Raw genomic sequence first — 20,931 nt, forward strand, 5'->3', positions numbered from 1 at the left:
CGAATAGTCAGGGACAGATTCCTGAAATTGAAGCGCAGTTTCTTCGCGATGCTGGAAAGTGGAATCAGAAATATCAGAAGGTGGTTTATGCCGCCAGAGCTTCTCTGTGGGAGCATACCATGCCTTGGGGCGATGTTATAACCAAAGGTAAATCGATATTTCTATCTGTTTTTGATTGGCCACAGGATGGGAAATTATACCGGTCCAGCTTGAAAAAGAAGATTCTTTCAACTCGTTTGTTAAAAGGTGCAAAGGCTGAAAAATTATTAATCGAACAGAAACCAGGATGGACGATTTTCAATGTGCCCTTCCATCCTGTCGATACACCGGCTTCGGTCATTGATCTGACCCTCAAAAGTAATTCCGAACCTGCTGATGTTGATCCGACACTTAATTTGGCTCCCAATACAAGCCCCCGGCTTCTAGCCGTTTTTGCTGTTGTAAAAGGATCTGAATCCAAAGCAATCAGTTGGATGGAAATATTTGGTGAATGGAAGCATGTCACCCAAATCAGCAAGTGGACTGAAGGAAGTTTGGCGAACGGGGAGATCGCTGTTTTGCAGCCCGGTTATTATGAGCTCGATCTCTATTACAAAAGAAAAGGCAAGCTGGTTTGTAATATTTCGGCTGATGAAAGAATTGTAGTGCAAAATCAACAGGCCGCAACCAAGAAATATCAGAAGTATCCGATAGAAATTCCGGAATTTAAAAAAGCCGGAAAACACAACATTAAAGTGTCTCTTGTGGAGGGCGATCCGGAAACTTCCAGTCTTGAATCTATACTTATTGCTCCGATTAATATGACTAAAAAATTTCTAAAACCAGCTCAATGAACAAATCATTTTGTCAGATCATTTTTGCATGTTTGTTGCTTTTGACCATTTCAGTTAGTGCGCAAACGCCTTCAAAACCAACGAACGATCTTGAATCTCTTTTCCGGAATCCTCCCACTTCCGTAAAACCTTATGTTTGGTGGCACTGGATGGGTTCTAATTTCTCCAAATCAGGAATTACCAAGGATTTGGAAGCCATGAAGGCCGAAGGAATTGGTGGTGCAACCATCTTCAATCTAAGTTCCGCTGTTCAGGAGTCGCACGCACCAACGCTGAATAACCCCTGGCCGGAGCAAACCTATCGCAGTCCTGCTTATTGGGAGGCATTGCGCTTTGCAGCCGCCGAAGCCAATCGATTAGGTCTTGAAATTGGGCTGCACAATACTGTCGGATACTCAACCACCGGTGGTCCCTGGATTGACGAAGAGCGGAGTATGCAACGCTTAGTTTGGAGCGATACAATCATTTCAGGAGGAACAGAACTTAACCTCAAACTGATGGCTCCAAAGTTAATTGCCGACGAAGGCTGGGGAAAAACCGGAAGAAAAATTTCGTTTTATGAAGATGTGGTTGTTTTAGCCATTCCTGCTGAAAAAAAGGAGATTGCCGTTAATGAGGTGTTGAATCTGACTTCGCATTATGATCGGGAAAATGGACTGAACTGGAATGCCCCGGCCGGGAAATGGATTGTTTACCGAATATGCCATGCTTCCACCGGAAGGCCACCACATCCTATTCCCGACGATTTGCTGGGAAAAGTACTGGAAGCCGATAAAATGAGCGTGGAACAGAGCACTTGGCATTGGAAAAATGTGCTTGATCCGGTAAAAGAGCATCTGGGCGAATACCTGGGCAAATCGTTCACACACATGCTGATTGACAGTTACGAAGCTGGCGGCCAGAACTGGACAACAGGGTTTCGCGAAGAATTCATCAAGCGCAAAGGATATGATCCGATTCCCTGGCTGGCCTCGTTTAGCCTGACGGTTGGAAAAGAAAAAGATAGCAAAGACCGCCGTATTTTAGGCAGCGAAGAACAGACTGCCCGCTTTGACTGGGATTATCAGGATGTAATCAGTCAGCTATTTTTTGATAATGGATGGAAAATCGGAAAGCAAAAGTTGGCTGAAGCGAAACTGGATCTCCAAATGGAACCATACGGAGGCCCATTTAATACAGCGCAGTGTGTTGCACTAGCAGACCTGCCTATGGCCGAATTCTGGACTGCCGGAATTGGTGGGATTTCCCCGCAGGTGCCAGCAGCAGCAAGAGCAGCCGGCAAAACCTTGGTTGGTGCCGAAGCTTTTACAGGGCGGCCCGAGGTGAGCCAGTTTACCGAAGATCCGGCTTTTCTGAAGGCTACCGCTGACAAGGTTTTTTCGCAGGGCATCAACCGTATGATTTTGCATCATTGGGTACATCAGCCGTTTGATGATCGTTACCAGCCTGGTATGGGAATGGGTTGGTGGGGAACACATTTTGGACGTAACCAAACATGGTTTGAACCAGGAAAAGCATTCTTTACATACATGGCGCGCTGTCAGGCCTTGTTGCAATATGGCGAACAGGTATCCGATTATTTGTGCGTAGGAAAGCTGGATGGAAATTCCGATCTGATTTCGGTACCCGATTTTCTGGCAGAAGACATTCAGGTAAAAAATAACAAGGTTATACTACCAACAGGGCGCAGCTATGCTTTTGTGGTGTTTCCTGAAGCAGAAAAAATGTTGCCCGAAGTTGCTAAAAAGATAAAGTCCCTGGTTGCCGCAGGAGCTGTGATTGTTTCCGCAAAACCAGTTAGTTCTCCTAGTTTGAAGGATTTTCCGAAGTGCGACGATTTTGTAAAGCAGATTGCACAAAAGGTTTGGGGAAACAGACCATCCAATCAATATGGAAAGGGATATGTCTTTATCAAAATAGAAGACGCTTTAGCCAAGACCGGAATAACTCCTGATTATCAGGTTGAAAAAGCGCAGAATCCTGACGCTATAAAAATTGCTCACCGACATTCGGCTGATGCAGACGTTTATTTTGTTGCCAATCTTTCAGACAAATCGCAGCAGACCGAGGTTTCGTTTCGCTTGTCGTGTAAGCAACCTGAACTGTGGCAGGCCGAAGACGGAAGAATCTGCAATGCTCCGGTTTGGAACGAAAAAAATGGTCGCACATCTGTTTCTCTTTGCCTGAAAGGTATTCAATCAGTTTTTGTTGTCTTCAGAAAAAAGGCATCAAAAGCAGATCATCCGGTGTCTGTGTCTGTCAACGATCCGAATTCAGACTGGACAACAGATTGCAATTCCGAAGGAAATCCGGTACTGTTTTCATCAGGAACTGTTTCAGCTCAAATAGTTTATGCCTCTGGAAGGCAGAAGAAGGTGGATGTAAAAGCTATTGCTCCAAGAGAAATAAAAGGCCCGTGGAAAGTAGCCTTTGCTCCAAAACTTGATCAGCCTTTTGAACTTGATTTCCCGGAGCTGATCGATTTCAGTAAACACAGCAACAAAATGGTGAATTATTTTGCCGGGACAGCTACTTATCGTAAGACAATATCGATTGATTCAGCTTCGCTGAAAAGTAGGATATTACTTGATCTGGGAGAGATGAACGACATTGCCGAAATTCGCGTAAATGGGAAAAGTGCAGGAGTATTATGGTATCCTCCATACATCGTTGATGTTGCCCAATGGTTTGTCGCGGGCGAAAACAAACTGGAAATACTGGTCACCAACAATTGGGCTAACCGCCTGATTGGTGACGAACAGGAACCAGCCGATTTTGAATGGGGCAAAGATCGTGGAGAAAAAATGGGCAGAGCCATGCTGGCTTATCCCGACTGGTTTGTTAAAAACCAGCCCCGTCCATCGCAAGGTCGTAAAACCTTTTCAATCTGGTATTACTACAGGAAAGACAGTCCACTGAAACCTGCGGGGTTGGTGGGGCCGGTAAGGTTAGTAACAGAAACTGAAGTTAAATTGTAAATTTTGCTGGTTATGAAAAAGTTGGTTCTTTTAATTTTATTGGTTTTTGGATGTAAGATTGCTTTTGCCCAGGATACGTTCAATTCATTCGAACAGGCAAAACTTCATCCGTTAGCTTACGATCGTCCTGCTCCTGATTTTTTTGAAGGAGCTTTGCTCGGAAACGGAGCAATGGGGGTGGTGGTGACCACCCGCCCCGATGCCGTTGTTTTCTACTTTGGTCACAACAATGTTTGGGATATTCGGATTGCCGAAAACAACAAAGACAAAATCGGCACTTTTAATGAAGTTTTTAACCGGGTAAAAGCAATTCCTGATACATTAGAATTACTAACCGACAATCCCTGGTACAAAGAATACAGTAAAATGACTGCCGAAAATTATGGGAAACCTTATCCGCGACCTTTTCCCTGCGGTTCAGTTTTGTTGGGATTCGACCGTCGGAATGCGGAGTTAATCGGTCACCGACTCGATGTTTCCAACGGATTGTGTGAAGTATATTTGCTGACCAGGGATCAGAAGAAAATTACCTTGCAGGTATTTACTGATATGACCAGCGACCAGCTTTGGTTCAGATTGGTCGATTCAAAGGGTAATTCATGCGCGAATGTATTTGATCGCATTAAAGTCATGAGCGATCCATCGACGCCTATAGAATTTCCCAAAACACAGATCGAAGAAAATCTGGAGAAAGGGGTGATTGCCTTTCGTCAAACTTTGCCATACGCTGAACCTGAAAAATACGATGCAGTAAATGGCCATCCTAAAGACAAGGCCTTTCGTTTAATTACAGCTGTGAATTGCGCGCTGGAGAAAAAATCGAGAATCAACTGGGATGGTAACCAACAGAAAATGTCGCCTATGGAAGCCGGCATTGTGAAGCAAAATGGTTTTGTAGGCTGCATTTCGATTCGGGAAGGATTGAATAGTTCGGTGGAAAAGGATTTGCCAGCGGTTGCAACTCCGCGGCGTGAAGATTTGCTGGCTTCTCTCGATAAAGGACAACAAATCTGGAAGGAATACTGGAACAAATCAGGAGTAAAACTCGGAGATCAGTTTCTGGAACGAATGTGGTATCAAAACCTGTATTTCCTGAATTGTGCTACCAAAGACGGGGCAACCACTCCGGGCTTATTTGCCAACTGGAGTTACAACAACATAGGAACTGCCTGGCATGGCGATTACCACATGAATTACAATACCCAGCAACCTTTCTGGGTCACTTTTTCGAGTAATCATCTGGAAAAGAACTTACCCTATGTCAATCTTATCGAGAAATTAGTACCGGTGAGTAAAAGTTGGGCAAAAAACTATTATGAATTGCCGGGCGCCTATTTTCCTCATAGCGCCTATCCGGTTGACATGACAATCAATGCTTATCCTGTGCCAACGTGGGGATGGGAAATTGCCGAGACTCCCTGGGCAGTGCAGGGATTATGGTGGCATTATTTATATTCAGGAGATGTGGAATTCCTTAAAAACCGTGCATTTGAACCAATGAAATTGGCTGTCGAGTTTCTTGTTGCTTATATGAAACGCCCCGAAGCCATTGGTCCGCAATGGAAAGATGATAAATTTCATATATTCCCAACTGTTCCTCCTGAATTGTACGGACTTCGTCCGGGTTTCAAATACAATTACGATTGCAATGTAGATTTGGCGCTGACCAAGTTTGTTTTCAATGCTTTTATCGAAGCCACCAAGGTTTTAAAGATCGAAAAATCAGAGCAGGTTTTGCTTGACAATGTAAAAATGATTTTGTCCCATTTCCCCGATTATCCCACTGCAATTTCGAAAGAGTATGGAAAGGTGCTGGTTTCGGTTCCTGAAGAACATGATCAGGTGGTTTACAATGTGCCAAATTCGCTGTTCTCCGTGTTCCCGGGCGAAGATCATGGATTACATTCCGACTCAGAAACCATGAAGCTATTGAAGAACACGTTCTATAATCAGCAAAACGAGGGAGGTAACGATCTGGTTTTTATTAATCTGCAGGCAGCCCGAATCGGTATGCTCGATTTGGAGCGGTTTAAGCGGCATGTTAATTATTCACTGCTGCCCAATGGAACTACTTCCGACCGGGTGATGCAGGTGCATGGCCGTTATAGCGACACTACTCCTTATGGCTATATGGATAAAATGGGCATCTGGGTCGAAAACTTCGCGTTGCCAGTCGTGGTCAACGAATGCTTGATGCAAAGCTATGATGGAACGATCCGACTTTTCCCAAACTGGCCGAGGGAAAAGGATGCTGAATTTCATGACCTGCGCGCTGCGGGGGCTTTTCTGGTTTCTGCTTCGCTGAAAAATGGAAAAGTTAACGAGATAAAAGTAACCAGTGAAGCTGGCGGCGTGCTGAAGATGATTCTGCCCTGGAAAACGGGAGGAAAATTGATCGTAGGAAAGCATCAGAAAATACTTACCTCGAATTTGCTGGAATTGCAGACTGAAAAAGGTGAAATAATCCTATTTAATCCACAATAAGCTATGAAAATAAACAATGGTTTTAAAATATTTCTATTTCTGATTGCGACAAGCCTTTCACTGACAGGTTTTACACAGTCTAGTGTGAATTACGTTGTTGAAAATGGCGCTATTGTTGGTAGAAATACCGGCCGTTACAACAATCGGCCCTTGTACATCAACAATTCCAACGCTTTTATTCTTGCCGGAGATCAACCCATTGCCCGGTTGGCGAAAGATCAGTATTTGTATGGAACGTTGATGCTGGCCATCGAACGAAACGGAAAAAACAAATGGTTGCAGCAATGCGATCAGATTACTTCCTTATACCATGCTGGACAAATGTGTTGGCTGATTACAGATGCAGCATTTCCTGGTCTAAAAATCAAACTCGAAGTTCTCCCGATGGCCCAAACAACAGGAATGGTAGTTTGTGCAAGCGCAGAAGGAGCAAAGCCTGGCGACAAGCTGATCTGGACGTTTGGAGGTGCCCAGTGGCGAAAGGATCAGAACCTGTCATGGAAACTGGATGTTTTGGGTCAACCCGAGCTACTCAACTGGGGATTTGTTCCTGAAGAATGCAAAAATAATCAGGTGAATATCAATGGTGAAGCTGGCTTCTTGAGTTTAAAAGATAATGAAACAGATAAAAGGCTATTCACAGTTGCAGTCAGTTGTAATTCATTGGCCAAAACAGGAGTATCTGATGCTTCAGATTGGAACGACTTTACTCTTTTTAATCAGTCAAAACCTAATCAATTGCCTATTATGAAAGGAACAGTTGTTCTTGAAAACGCGCAATCCAGCTATTGGGCTATCGAAGCTTTTAATCAGGATGTTCCACCCGATATTTCCCGGATTAATAATCCTGAAAAAGCTTTTCATGATGGAGTAAGTCGCATCGAAGAATTGCGCAGTCATATCAAATTAAATACTCCGGATTCATATTTGAATGCCATGGCGCAGGCATCAACAGTTGCCATTGACGGTGCGTGGCACGCACCAGTTTTTCATCATGGAGCCATGCAATGGAATGTACGCCTGCCCGGTTGGCGCACTATTTTTGGCGGAACCATGTTAGGTTGGCACGATCGGGTTAAGGCAGAAGCAAAGTTTTACATCGAAAGTCAGATCAAAGAATCGACGAAAACGAAACAGGAATCTGATACCTTGAAATTGTTTACCAAGGAGGGAAAAGGTTCTCGCTTTTATGGCGTTGGGTATATCAGCCGCGATCAGGATTTTTATAACATGCAGACACAGTTTTTCGATCAAATCATAGAAGAATGGCGTTGGACTGCCGATCCGGAACTGGAAAGCTTGTTACGGCAGGCACTTGAACTTCATCTGAAATGGCAGCAGGATTGCTTTGATCCTGACGGCGATGGCGTTTACGAGAGTTATTTGAATACCTGGCCTACTGATTCGCAGTGGTACAACGGGGGCGGAACCGCTGAAGAAACTTCATACGCCTATCGCGGGCATTTGGCAGCGCGCGACTTGGCTCGCAGGGCAAAAGATGTGGATGCTGAAAATTTTCACAACCAAATGATGGCAAAAATTAAAAAGGGATTTTTTGAGAAGCTTTGGATACCTGAACGAGGCTACTCCGGATCATATCGAGAGCAAGGCGGGTACGAACGCCTCCACACCGATCCGTGGTTATACAGTATTTTCCTTCCCATCGATTCCAAACTGACCAATGATTTACAATCCATTGAATCGACATATTACTCCGAATGGGCTTTGCAAAATGACAAAAATCCACTGGGAGGCCGCAAGGTATGGACATCGAACTGGATTCCGGGAATATGGTCGGTTCGCGAATTATGGCCGGGCGACAATTACCACCTGGCATTAAGCTATTTTCAGGCTGGATTACCCGATGATGGTTACGATATTTTGCGGGGTACTTATATGTGCAGCGGTTTTGGATCGGTAGTTCCCGGCAACCTGGGTGATCCTGCCGGTGGAATTGATTTTGGCGATTGCATGCACCCGTTTGTTCGTACCATTGTTCAGGGGCTGTTTGGGTTCAATCCCGATCTTCCGAATGGTATAGTGAATTTTAATCCTCAGTTCCCGTCCGATTGGAATCAGGCATCCATCGAAATCCCTGATGTCAAAATCAACTTTAATCAATCGGACAAACAAATCAAATACAATATCGAATTGATTCATCCTGTAAGGTTTATGGCAAATATTCCTTTTTCTTCGCTGAAAGTAAATTCGGTAACGGTAAATGGCAAGGCTGTAAAATGGACAGTGCTCCCATCAGCCGGAAGAAGTTTATTGCAACTCAATATTCTGAATACTGAAAAGGCTGAGATTGTGATCAATACTTCAGAAGAATTGGCCTTTCAAAAACCAATTTTTGTTGAAGGAAATATTGGCGAACCGATTCAATTGCCGGTGAAGGATGCTAAAGTTATGGAGGTTTATGATTCTCAGAAAGTACTTGAAAAATATACAGTTTCAAAAAATACCATTCAAGCCAAACTAGGAATGAATAAAGGTTCTCATACCGTGATTGCTAAAGTTTTGGTTGGTGAAAATCCTCAGTACCGTGTTTTTCGCTTAAAAATAAACGATCCGCAGGGTGATGCAGCCTATGCAGCAAAATTTCTGGATCAGGTTCCTGCCACTGTACAATGGAATCTAATCGATATCAGTAAATTTCTGAATGCCGATGTTCGCGAAATTTACAGGCAAAAATATTTGTCGCCGCGACCGAAAACGGTTTCGGCACGTATCGGGACCGACGGATATTCGGCCTGGACTTTTCCGCACTGGGGAGCCAAAGCGCCTGAAATTAATCTGGATAAAGTAGCAAACTACAAAGTCTCCGGCCAGATCGTTACACCACAAAAGGTCCCTTTTCGCTGGAATGATGACTCTAAAAACATTGCGTTTACCTCCCTGTGGGATAATTTTCCGCACGGGATAACGGTTCCGGTAAAACAAAAAGGTGATGCCATTTGGATGCTCATCGCCGGATCGACCAACATCATGCAATGCCAGATTACCAATGCAGTTATCCGCTTAAATTATGCCGATGGGAAAACCGATTCACTGGAATTGGTTCCGCCTGTAAACTATTGGAGCTTGAGCACGATTTACTCGCATCCGCAGTCACCAGGTTCATCGCTAAGGAATTATTACTTTGCAGAGAAAGATAAATTCTGTTTGCCGAAAAAGCTCCCTGAAACCGTTGAACTGGGGCAAAATTGCCGTGCTATGGTTCTCAATCTCAAACTTCGCCCAGGCGTTGAATTAGAGAGTGTGACTCTTGAAACCCTTTCACAGGAAGTGGTGGTTGGATTGATGGGAGTTACGATAATGACTTTAAAATAATCGGATGTGAAAAAATCAACACTTTCCCTTTTACCTCTGGCAGGCACGTTGAGTTGTTTTGCCCAAGAAAAATCAATTAAACCCCATATCATCTTCTTTTTAGTAGATGATATGGGTTGGCAGAAAACATCAGTTCCGTTCTGGAAAGAGAAAACCATACTGGTTAAATGGCCCGGCGTTACGACAGATGGTGCTGTTTGCAACCAACCGCTGATTATTGAAGATTTCTTTCCTTCCATTTTGGAAATGGCAGGTGTAAAAAGGTACAGTCAAATTGGAGGTGTGATTGACGGAAAAAGCTTTGTTCCACTGCTTCGTGGCAAAAAAGTTAATTCAGAAAACAGTGAATTTTTCTGGCCTTTTCCTCACAATTATGGAGAGGAACCTTACAGCGTGATCAGAAAGGGCGACTGGAAGTTGATTTATTGGTACAAAGGCAGCAAGCTGGAACTTTACAACATTCCTGATTATATTTCAGAGTCAAATGATTTGGCAGCAGCTAATCCTGAAAATACCAAAGAATTGGCAATTGAATTGGGAAAATATCTTCGTAAGGTAAATACCGGGCGTCCGGCATTTAAAGCTACCGGAAAACCTTGCCTATGGCCGGATGAAAGTCCACAAATTCAAAGAAAATAGAATGAAAAAAATAAAAGGAATCATTTGCGTGTTTTCACTGTTGGTTTTATTCCAGTCAAAATCAATAAACGCACAAACCGGATTAGTTCACAAACCGGCACTTCCATCGCCACAGCAGGTGCAGTGGCAAAACATGGAGCGAACCATGTTTGTGCATTTCGCGCCCAACACCTGGCAGGGAACCGAACTTGACAACCGCAGTACTCCGCTTTCGCGCATTAATCCAACGAAACTGGATGTCAACCAGTGGATTGATGCGGCCGAATCTTTTGGAGCCAAAATGATCATTTTTGTGGCCAAGCATGTGGGTGGTTTCTGCATGTGGCAAACCGAAAGCACCGATTACAGCATCAAAAACACACCCTACAAAAACGGGAAAGGCGATGTTCTGGACGAACTGGCCAAAGCCTGTTTTCAAAGAGGAATGCGGCTGGGTGTATATATTTACCCGGGCGATGATACCTGGGGCGCATACCTGGGCGGAGGCGGGAAAACTAAAGATCCGTCAAAACAAGAAGCCTATAATAAGGTGCTTCGAATGCAATGGGAAGAAGTCCTTTCGAGATACGGAAATCAGATTCACGAAATCTGGTACGATGGAGGATTGGTCGTTCCTCTTGAAGATATTGTAAAAAAGTACGCGCCTAACGCTATTGTGTTTCAGGGACCGTTTGCCAGCATTCGATGGGTGGGTAACGAACAGGGAATTGCACCTTACCCGGCATGGAACAGTGTGAAAGCCAAAGATGCAAAAACTGGTGTTGCAACCGGAGATCATGGCGATCCTGACGGTGAAGTATGGATGCCGCTTGAGGTAGATGTTACGCTGAAAAATCACAACTGGTTTTGGAGTCCCACCAATTACAAGAATCTGCGGAATCTGGATCAGCTCATGGAGATTTACTATAAATCAGTTGGCCGCGGAGGTTTGTTGTTGCTGAATGCTGCGCCGGATACCACCGGTCTGATCCCGGCGGTGGATATGAAATTGTACAAACAATTTGGCGATGAAATTAACCGCCGCTTTGGAAATAGCCTTGCGTCAACTTCAGGGAAAGGAGAAAGTTTAGAATTGAAACTAGTCCGACCTGAAAAAATCGACCATGTAATTATTCAGGAAGATATTGTATTCGGCGAACGGATCAGGGAATATATAATTGAAGGACAAAGTGGAGGTAAATGGATTGAACTCGCAAATGGAACATCCATCGGATATAAACGTATTGAACGGTTTAATGCTGTCGAAGTGAGCGCAATCAGGGTTCGCTTTACCCAATTTTCCTATCAACCAGTTATCAAAAAATTGTCAGCCTATTACGTTGGCGGGAATGCTGCTGTAGCTTTTCAGGATAAAAAGGATGAAGTCCTGGTTGATGCCAAAGTCTTGGATAAATCTGGGAAATTCGAAGTAGATCTTTCCGGCTTCATCAAAATGGCAGGGCAATATAAACTGGTTATTCGTACCGGCGAAAATGAAAATCTAAACATTCGTTCCTCCAACTTGATTTTGCAGGGTATCTCCACTCCGGGGTTCACCCGTGAAAACCCAGATGGAAGCTGCAATATCAACATCACTGCCCATCCTTCAGGGGGAAAAGGATCGATAATACTGACCGGACAGGTTAGTGCGGAAAAACAAACATCTCATCAGAAAGTCAAATTTTATATCTTGAAAAAATGACCGAAAAATTTACTGTTATAGCGCTGTTTCTGCTTTTGTGTGCCGAAGTGTTTGGACAAACAATTAGCGATCCTTCAAAATATAATGTAGTTTGGGCTACTCCCAGCGACGACTCTTTTGGCTCCATGCCACTGGGGAATGGCGATGTTGGACTGAATGTCTGGGTCGAAAAAAATGGAGATCTGTTATTCTACATCAGCAAAGTAGATGCTTTCGATGCCGGACATTTGCTACCTAAACTGGGGCGGATAAGGATAAAAACAGAACCTGCGCTTTCTGTTGAAAAGTTCAAACAGACTTTAAGTTTGATGGATGCCTCCATTTTAGTGGAGGCTCGTGATGTGAGTTTCCGCATTTGGGTGGATGCCAATCATCCGGTCATTCGGGTAGAAGGAAAAAGTAAGACTCCGCGGATAGTCAACATTTCGATGGAATCGCTTCGTCCGCTCATTGATGCCAACGAATCCTTGCCACAAACCGGTACGGTTGGGGTGAATTTCAATGATCAGCAAAACCGCCTGGCCTGGGGCTACCGCAACCAATCTTCGCGTTGGGCCGAAAACTTTAAAAGTCAGAATACTGCGGAAATGGTGGCCAAAACCAAAGATCCGATTTTGCATCGCACGTCAGGTTGTTTGCTTCAGGCCAAAGGCTTTATTCGCGAAAATGCAACCACGCTAAAGTCGGCAAATAAATCGACTTCATTTGATTGTTCCATTACGGTAAATTCCATTCAGCCCGAAAGCGTGCAAGCTTGGCTGGCTGAAATTTCAAAACCAGTCCGGTCGGATTGGAAAGCGCATTGTGCCTACTGGAAATCGTTCTGGAACCGGAGTTACATCCATATTTTGTCGGGAGGTCAAGGAAAATTCAACCTCGATCAGTGCCGGTTTACGCAATTTCCGCAGGGATCAAAAGCCTACCAAGGGCACAAGGAAATTGATGCCAAACAGAATATAGATCAAATTAACCAGCGTTATGCGTTGGAGCGCTTTTGCCAGGCTGCTGCCAGCCGGGGCGCAGTGCCTCCACCTTATAACGGCTCAATCTTTACGATGGACATGCCTGCCGGAGTTTTAGGTTTCAATAAGCCAAAGGAAAATCCGGTTTCGCCCGATGGGCGTGATTGGGCGGTGCTTTCGTTTATGTGGCAAAACACACGCCATCCGTATTGGTCGATGGCCGCCCGTGGTGATTACGATGCAATTAAACCGGGAATGCAGTTTGTTCGCGATGGCCTGGATATTTGCCGTGATCATTGCAAGAAAATTTTTGGCCACGAGGGCGCTTTTATTATGGAGGCGAGTTGGTGGTACAACGTAGGAGTATTCAACTGGGATGGTATGCCTGCACATTTGCGCTACCATCAACTGGCTACTATCGAGTTGCCAGCGATCATGTGCGAGTATTACGAGCATACCCGCGACCGGCAATTTCTCGACGAGGTGTTGTTGCCTTGTGCCGACGAATTCCTGAAGTTTTACGAAGTTCATTTCCCGAAACGCAATGCCAGCGGAATCATGCAAATGGAAGGCGTTGGCTGCGCCGAAACCTACCAGGGAGTGACCAACCCCTGCACCGAAATAGGTTGCATGAAATATTTGCTGACAAAATTACTGTCGTTCGATATTGATGATGCCCGGAAAGAACACTGGAGCAAATTGCTGAAAGCTATGCCTTGCGTGCCTTTGCGCACCATTCGTGGAATGGATTTGCTGGCTGTGGGCGAAAAATACAATCCGGGACGCACCAACTGCGAATCGCCCGAACTCTATTCTGTTTATCCGTTCCGCCAGGTTTGGCTGGGCAAACCGGAATTATTGGCGAATGCACGCCAGTCTTTTCATGTTCGAACAATCAGTCTCGACGGCACAGCTGACGATCAGGGTACCGAAACCGGTGGATGGCAATCATCGCCGGTTCAGGCGGCTTATCTGGGTTTACCGCGCGAAGCTGCCCGTTTGGCCAGCATCAATTTTAACGATCAGTTTATTCACTGGAATGATAATATTGACATGAATGCACCCTATCCAAATCGCCCAAGAGCCCGATTCCCTGCGTTCTGGGAGTGCAAAATGGATGGCACACCCGATAATGATCATGGCGCCAATTCAATAAATACACTGCAAAGTATGTTGTTGCAAAGCGACGGCAAAAAAATCTTCCTGCTTCCGGCATGGCCTGAAAACTGGGATGTTTCATTCAAACTTTGTGCGGCAAACAATACCACAATTGAATGTGAATACCGCGATGGCAAAGTGCAGTCGTTAAAAGTCTTTCCTGAATCAAGAAGAAATGATATCGTGGATATGAGCACCGAAAAGCAAAGGATCCGTAACTTGGTTTCTGTGGCCCTTTCAGACCGAAACTATCTGTTTGGACTTCCTCCCATGTTGGATGCACAGGTTATTCCGGGAAAAACAACAGCTCCCTGGATTGCCAAATATGGATACACATTAGAAGGTTGCAAGGCCGGTCCGTGGATGAACAGTGTTTTCAGTGAAAATATCGTTTATGTGCATGTATTGGACTGGCCCAAAGAAGGTGTGCGGCTTTCGTTCATTCCGGGGAAGCTGATTTCCTCGAAGTCCATCACCGGAAATATTCAGGTGAAAAAGGACGAAAATGGCTGGTTGCTTACCGGCACTCCTGATCCGCTGAATACCATCGTGAAACTCCAATTCGACGCTTCGGTTGAAGAAATTGCATACGCATTGCCTTCAAAAGGCTCATTTACTTTGGGGCATGAACGAAAATTGACAACCGATTCTGAAGGACGAACGATTGCCGAGGTGAATCTGGGTGGAGAGAAAACCATCCGTCGTTTTGAATTTACCATCGACAATCCGGGTTATTTGCGCGGACAAGGAAAAGCCTTCGAACTTCAGGCCAAACAGGCTGACGGAACATGGAAAACTGCATATAAAGGCAGTGTTTACGGAACGATCTGCGGCAAACAGTTTGATCCGGTTTCCACAAAAGCTATTCGTTTGGTTATTCAGACCTCAGAAATTAAACAGTTGGATGTATTCTAATCTGGCAGGACCGCTGAAAACAGCGCATTTTAAAATTCATTGTCACGCCTGAACGCTAATGGTGATTTAACGGTTTGCTGTTCAATTACAGTTGAACGGTGTTGTGAAGAGCTGAAGACACAATGAAAAGCAATATGGATCATATTTACTTTGTTATTTTGCGCATTGAAGTAACAATTTCAGTGGCGTGATGTAAAACAGGATGTTGGTTGCTACTGATTAATTGACCGATGGATTTATTTGCCCGAAACAAAGGGGCGTACGATAGAAGAAATGGTGCAATTCTAGGCGTGAAAAACGAGAGTTAAAAATGATGTAACATTGCTTTATGTAACAATTTTATTCATTTCTGAAAACGTTTCCGTGAAAAAAAGTGTTTCTGGAAACGTTTCCGGTAATTATTTGGGTTATTGATTTTCAAATTGCTAATCTTAGCCTTAATTTAGGCCCTAAACTAATCTACATCAAATGAAAAAACTATTTCTTGTTTGTCTTGCATTTGCAATAATTTCCATGTCTATGGCGCAGAATGGTGATGGTTCTGCTGCTTCAAAACAAAACGATCCCAAAATGCAGTGGTGGAAAGAGGCCAAATTCGGCATGTTTATACACTGGGGAATTTATTCGGTTCCTGCAGGAAAATGGGGCGACAAAACCACTTACGGCGAATGGATTATGCACCAGGCTAAAATTCCCAGAGCCGAATATTCAGCCCTGGCCAAACAGTTCAATCCCACTGGTTTTAATGCCGACGAATGGGTGAAACTGGCCAAAGATGCAGGTCAAAAGTATATTATAATAACCTCAAAACACCATGATGGGTTTGCCATGTTTGGTTCAAAGGCCGATCCGTACAACATTGTGGATGCAACACCCTTTAAGCGTGATATTCTAAAGGAACTTGCCGAAGCCTGCCGCAAGCAGGGAATGAAATTAGGATTTTATTATTCGCAGGCGCAGGATTGGTATCATCCTGGTGGAGCGGTTTCTGGTAATGTCGAATGGGATCAGACCCATGTGGCTGACATGAATAAGTATATCGACGAGATTGCCGTTCCGCAGGTAAAGGAGATACTTTCGAATTACGGAGATGTGGCTGTTTTGTGGTGGGACACGCCTACCAACATGACCAAAGAAATGACTGAGAAGCTTGCAGCAATTACCAAATCATATCCCAACCTGATTACCAACAACCGTTTAGGAGCTGGTATGGGCGGCGACCTCGAAACTCCCGAGCAGTTTGTTCCGGCTACAGGTTTTCCCGGCCGCAACTGGGAGGTTTGTATGACCATGAATGGACATTGGGGCTACAATGCCTATGACGAACGATGGAAAAGTACCACCGACCTGTTACAAAAGTTGATTGATATTGTGAGCAAAGGCGGTAATTTCCTGTTGAATGTAGGGCCGAATCAATATGGAATCATTCCTGAAGTGTGCCAGCAAAACCTGCGAGAAATGGGCGATTGGTTAAAAGTAAATGGCGAAGCTATTTATGGAACCCAGGCCAGTCCTTTCCCATATTTATCATGGGGACGTGCTACATTGAAAGGACAGAAATTGTATTTGCACGTGTTTGATTGGCCAAAAAATGGCAAATTGACAGTCCCATTTTCGAATAAAATTACTAAAGCTTATCTACTCGCCGATGCCAAAACGGGCCTGAAAATCAAAGCTGGAAAAGAAAACTCAACAATTCAACTTCCTTCGTATGCTCCCGACAAAATTGCATCTGTTGTCGCCGTTGAATTCGATGGAAAGCCAACCGTTCAACCTGTTCCGTCTCAGGGCGCAAAAGTGACAGCAACTACTACAAGTGAGGATTGCAAGGCCAGTTATGCAACCGATGGCGACCCGAAAAACAAATGGCAAGCAGCCAAAGGCGAAAAAACAGCCACGCTAGAAATTGATTTGGGTAAACCTGCAACTATTCAGTGCTTATCACTCGTGGAACCCTGGCACCCCTGGAGTGGAATCCGCCAGAAACACGAATTATCTTACCAGCAGGGAGGTGAATGGAAAGCTATTTTCAATACTGAAACCGATGGAACCGGCCTGACTAAAAACTTTGCTCCGGTAACAGCTCAAAAGTTTAAACTGGTTATTCTGAACGAAAAAGAAGCTCCTGCGGTGAATGAGTTGATCTTATTCAGGGCTGAATAAATCACAGATATTTTATTTTGGAACTGTCTTCAAAAAAAGGGGACACTTTCAAAATCTTGACGGGAACGAAACTCAAGTTTTTCTTTTTTATAGAAATTGATTGATCCTAACTAACTGTATAATGGAACGTAACAGACTGATTATTTTCTTTCTAATCGTACTTTTATTTTATAATTTACCTCAAAGCATTGCCAGTGATTCTAAAGTTTCCGGGAATCATATCTTCAAAGTTATTTTGGCAGAGGCACATATTTTACCTTTTTCTCTGTCTGAGGTCAGGTTAAATTCATCGTGGATAAAACAGCGTGAGGCTTTAAACACAGCATACCTTCATCAACTTGATCCGGAACGTTTGCTTCATAATTTCAGGGTGAACGCAGGATTGCCATCTTACGCCAAACCATTGGACGGGTGGGAGAGTCCGGGCTGTGGTCTGCGTGGCCATTTTGTCGGACATTACCTGTCAGCCTGTGCCACACAGATTGCGAAGGATGGGGACGCATTATTGAACAAGCGCATTAGTTATATGATAGATGAACTGGCTGTTTGTCAGCAAAAGCAGGGTGGAAAGTATTTAAGCGCTTTTCCTGAATCGGAGTTTGATACGCTGGAGAAAAAATATGGTGGTGTTTGGGCACCTTACTATACATTCCACAAAATAATGCAGGGTTTGTTAGATGTTTATACCTTGACAGGAAACAAAAAAGCATATCAGATTTTATTGAATATGGCTGATTATGTCGAAGCCCGTATGGCAAAACTTCCGGAGGCCGAAATTGAGAAAATACTTTATTCAGCCGAAGCCAATCCGACCAACGAAGCTGGTGGAATGAACGAAGTTTTACACAATTTGTATGCGGTTTCGAAAGATCCGCAGCACCTTAAATTGGCAGAAGTTTTTGACCGGAAATGGTTCTATCAGCCACTAATGGATGGGAAAGACATTCTTTCGGGTTTGCATTCGAATACGCACATTGTTTTGGTGAACGGTTATGCGCGCCGTTTTGAGAATACCGGCGAATCTGACTTTCAAAAAGCTGCAGCCAATTTCTGGGATATGCTGGTGAATCATCATGCTTATGCAAATGGTTCGAGCAGCGGTCCGCGACCTGTTGCCACCACTCCAACATCGCGCGTGGCCGAGCATTGGGGATATGCCGATCATTTAAGTGCCACTCTTACAGGCGAAATTGCCGAGTCGTGCGTAACGCACAACACCCAAAAATTAACCGCAAACCTTTTTGAATGGACTGGCGACCCGAAATATGCTGATGCTTATATGAATACCTTTTACAATGCCGTGTTGCCGATACAAAACAGTGAAAATGGATCAGTGGTTTATTATCTCCCGTTGGGTTCTCCACGCACAAAAAACTTCCTGAAGGAGAATGACTTTAAATGCTGCAATGGCTCCGGAATTGAAGCTTTCGCCCACTTAAATTCGAATATTTATTTTCACAATCAGAATAGCTTGTGGATCAATCTGTTTATTCCTTCAGAATTAAACTGGAAAGAAAAAGGGATTAAGATCGAACAAAACACAAATTTTCCCGAGGAACAGAAAACCCGGCTCGTGATTTCAGCCGAAAAACCAACATCATTTGCAATGAAGCTATTCATCCCATCGTGGGCGAACGCGCAAACCAGAATTTTCGTAAATGGACAGCCGCTAAGAACTAAAATCAAACCGCTTTCTTTTGTGACCATCGACCGGACCTGGAAGACAGGCGACAAGGTTGAACTTCTGTTTGATTTCCAATTTTACCTGAAATCCATGCCTGACAATAAAAATATGGTGGCGCTGCTTTATGGTCCAATTTTGCTGGCTTTTGAAACCGAAAAAGAAATTATCCTAAAAGGAAATCACGAAACTATTCTTCAAAATATGACTAAAAATGAGGGTGAGTTTTCATTCAGTTTGCAAAATAACAAGCAGGTATTTAAGCTTAAACCATTTTACGGGGTGACAAACCAGTCGTATGGAGTTTACGCCAACATCAGAAACGAATATTAATGGGAGAAAGTAAGGTTGATTAACCTGATAAATGAAGAAAAAAATGAAAAAATACTTGATATGAGAACAAGGCTTTTTTTTAAGGGATTAATCGTGTTGGGGATGGCTGCACTTATGGGTTCGTGTAAGCAAAACGCGCAGATTGAGTGGATTTCTACCACCGAAACGAAATCATGGGTGAGAAACGAAGGGTTGCAGGCCGGGAAATCATCGGCAACTGCCGATCTGAAAATTGATTTGACCCAGATGGGTCAAACTATTAAAGGTTTTGGGGCTTGTTTTAACGAGTTGGGCTGGACATCGCTAAGTCATTTAAAAGAGGAGGAACGGACTGCCATTTTTACCGAACTTTTTAAACCTGGTATCGGTGCGAACTTTACCATTTGCCGTATGCCTGTTGGTGCCAATGACTTTTCGCTGGATTGGTATTCATACAACGAAACCGAAGGCGATTTCGACATGAAGAATTTCAGTATTGAAAATGATTTGAAAACCCTCGTACCATTCATCCACGAAGCACAAAAATACAATCCTGATCTGAAATTTTGGGCGTCACCATGGAGTCCTCCTCAATGGATGAAATGGAACAAACATTATGCATGTTCTGTGCCTTGGGCAGGACTGGCATCGAAATTTCAGAACCATCTTACAGCGGAAAAACAAGGAAAGGAGGGGACAAATATGTTCATTCAACAAGAGAAATATTTTGCAGCTTATGCGCTCTATTTTTCAAAGTTCATTCAGGCCTATAAAGATCAGGGAATTCGGATTGGCATGGTGATGCCTCAAAACGAATTCAATTCCTGCCAGATTTTCCCTAGTTGTACATGGACCGCCAGTGGGCTGGCAAAATTTATTGGCAAATATCTTGGCCCTGAAATGGACAAGCAGGGAGTTGATATTTTCTTCGGAACAATGGAACGCCCAAATGAAGCGCTTGTCGATACCATTTTAAATGATCCCGATGCTGGAAAATGTGTCAAAGGCGTTGGATTTCAGTGGGCGGGGAAGGACGCTATTCCCGGAATTCACCGGAGATATTCGGATTTAACGCTTTACCAATCAGAACAGGAATGCGGGGATGGTAAAAATGACTGGAAATATTGCTGTTATGCCTGGAGTTTAATGAAACATTATCTTAAAAATGGTGCAAATGCTTATCTATATTGGAACATTTCGCTTGATAAGGGAGGTTTCAGCCGGTGGGGATGGCAGCAAAATTCTCTGGTGACAGTCGATTCGGCAAGCAACACTTATCGATTTAATCATGAATATTACCTGTTGAAGCATGTCAGTCATTTCGTTCTCCCTGGGGCCAAACGACTGAATACCACCGGAAGTTTTGAGAATGTCTTGGCTTTTGTAAATCCCGATAATTCGATTGTTTGTGTTCTGCAAAATGAAGCGTCGGCACCTCGAAAAATCACCATCGAAATCAATGGAAAAATCATTCAGCCGATGGTAGAGGCCAATTCTTTTAACACTTTCATTTTGAAGAATAAACCAAAATTTTTATAAAAGGTCCATGAACAGATCAATAAACATAAGGGTACATTTGATAGCCATTCTTTTAATTCTGTTAACAGGAAATCTGGCTGCCCAAAAACTTTTTTTGCTTGCCGGACAAAGTAATGCGGTTGGGCAAGGCGATTCACTGAAAAGTCTGGTTTGTAAGCCCAATATGGCTTTTGAATTTGATGCCAACGCCAACGACTTTATTCATCTGAAAGACCCGGCAGGAAAACCGTGGAAATTATTTCAAAAGGCTGGA

11 protein-coding genes are annotated in these 20,931 nt (G+C 43.9%); all 11 read left to right on the forward strand.

Annotation, left to right across the window (positions count from 1 at the left end):
- On the forward strand, positions 1-833 hold an 833-nt coding region (locus Q8907_02515), incomplete at its 5' end, for an alpha-L-fucosidase (protein MDP4273131.1).
- The gene (locus Q8907_02520) at positions 830-3,811 is read left to right on the forward strand and encodes a glycosyl hydrolase (GenBank protein MDP4273132.1); all 2,982 of its coding nucleotides are present in this window, start codon (positions 830-832) and stop codon (positions 3,809-3,811) included. The genes Q8907_02515 and Q8907_02520, both read left to right, overlap by 4 nt.
- A 12-nt stretch (positions 3,812-3,823) precedes the next feature.
- On the forward strand, positions 3,824-6,295 hold the full coding sequence (locus Q8907_02525) for a glycoside hydrolase N-terminal domain-containing protein (protein MDP4273133.1): 2,472 nt from the start codon (positions 3,824-3,826) through the stop codon (positions 6,293-6,295).
- A 3-nt stretch (positions 6,296-6,298) separates the two neighbouring features.
- Positions 6,299-9,628: a DUF4450 domain-containing protein gene (locus Q8907_02530; GenBank protein MDP4273134.1), complete on the forward strand. Its 3,330-nt coding sequence runs from the start codon at positions 6,299-6,301 to the stop codon at positions 9,626-9,628.
- 6 nt (positions 9,629-9,634) lie between these two features.
- Entirely contained in the window at positions 9,635-10,267 is a 633-nt protein-coding gene (locus Q8907_02535; GenBank protein ID MDP4273135.1) for a hypothetical protein, read from the forward strand.
- Position 10,268: 1 nt separating this feature from the next.
- The gene (locus Q8907_02540) at positions 10,269-11,948 is read left to right on the forward strand and encodes an alpha-L-fucosidase (GenBank protein ID MDP4273136.1); all 1,680 of its coding nucleotides are present in this window, start codon (positions 10,269-10,271) and stop codon (positions 11,946-11,948) included.
- Positions 11,945-14,983: a DUF5703 domain-containing protein gene (locus Q8907_02545; protein MDP4273137.1), complete on the forward strand. Its 3,039-nt coding sequence runs from the start codon at positions 11,945-11,947 to the stop codon at positions 14,981-14,983. The genes Q8907_02540 and Q8907_02545 overlap by 4 nt, the downstream gene beginning before the upstream one ends.
- A gap of 468 nt (positions 14,984-15,451) precedes the next feature.
- Positions 15,452-17,146 (forward strand): alpha-L-fucosidase, encoded by a 1,695-nt coding sequence (locus Q8907_02550; GenBank protein ID MDP4273138.1) that lies wholly within the window; start codon positions 15,452-15,454, stop codon positions 17,144-17,146.
- 121 nt (positions 17,147-17,267) lie between these two features.
- Positions 17,268-19,160 carry a glycoside hydrolase family 127 protein gene (locus tag Q8907_02555; protein MDP4273139.1) on the forward strand — a complete coding sequence of 631 codons (1,893 nt, stop codon included), beginning with the start codon at positions 17,268-17,270 and terminating at the stop codon, positions 19,158-19,160.
- A 60-nt stretch (positions 19,161-19,220) separates the two neighbouring features.
- On the forward strand, positions 19,221-20,678 hold the full coding sequence (locus Q8907_02560) for a glycoside hydrolase family 30 beta sandwich domain-containing protein (GenBank protein ID MDP4273140.1): 1,458 nt from the start codon (positions 19,221-19,223) through the stop codon (positions 20,676-20,678).
- A 7-nt stretch (positions 20,679-20,685) separates the two neighbouring features.
- A partial coding sequence (locus Q8907_02565; GenBank protein MDP4273141.1) for a hypothetical protein occupies positions 20,686-20,931 on the forward strand: 246 nt, incomplete at its 3' end.

It is taken from the genome of Bacteroidota bacterium, from assembly GCA_030706565.1.
Taxonomy (GTDB): domain Bacteria; phylum Bacteroidota; class Bacteroidia; order Bacteroidales; family JAUZOH01; genus JAUZOH01.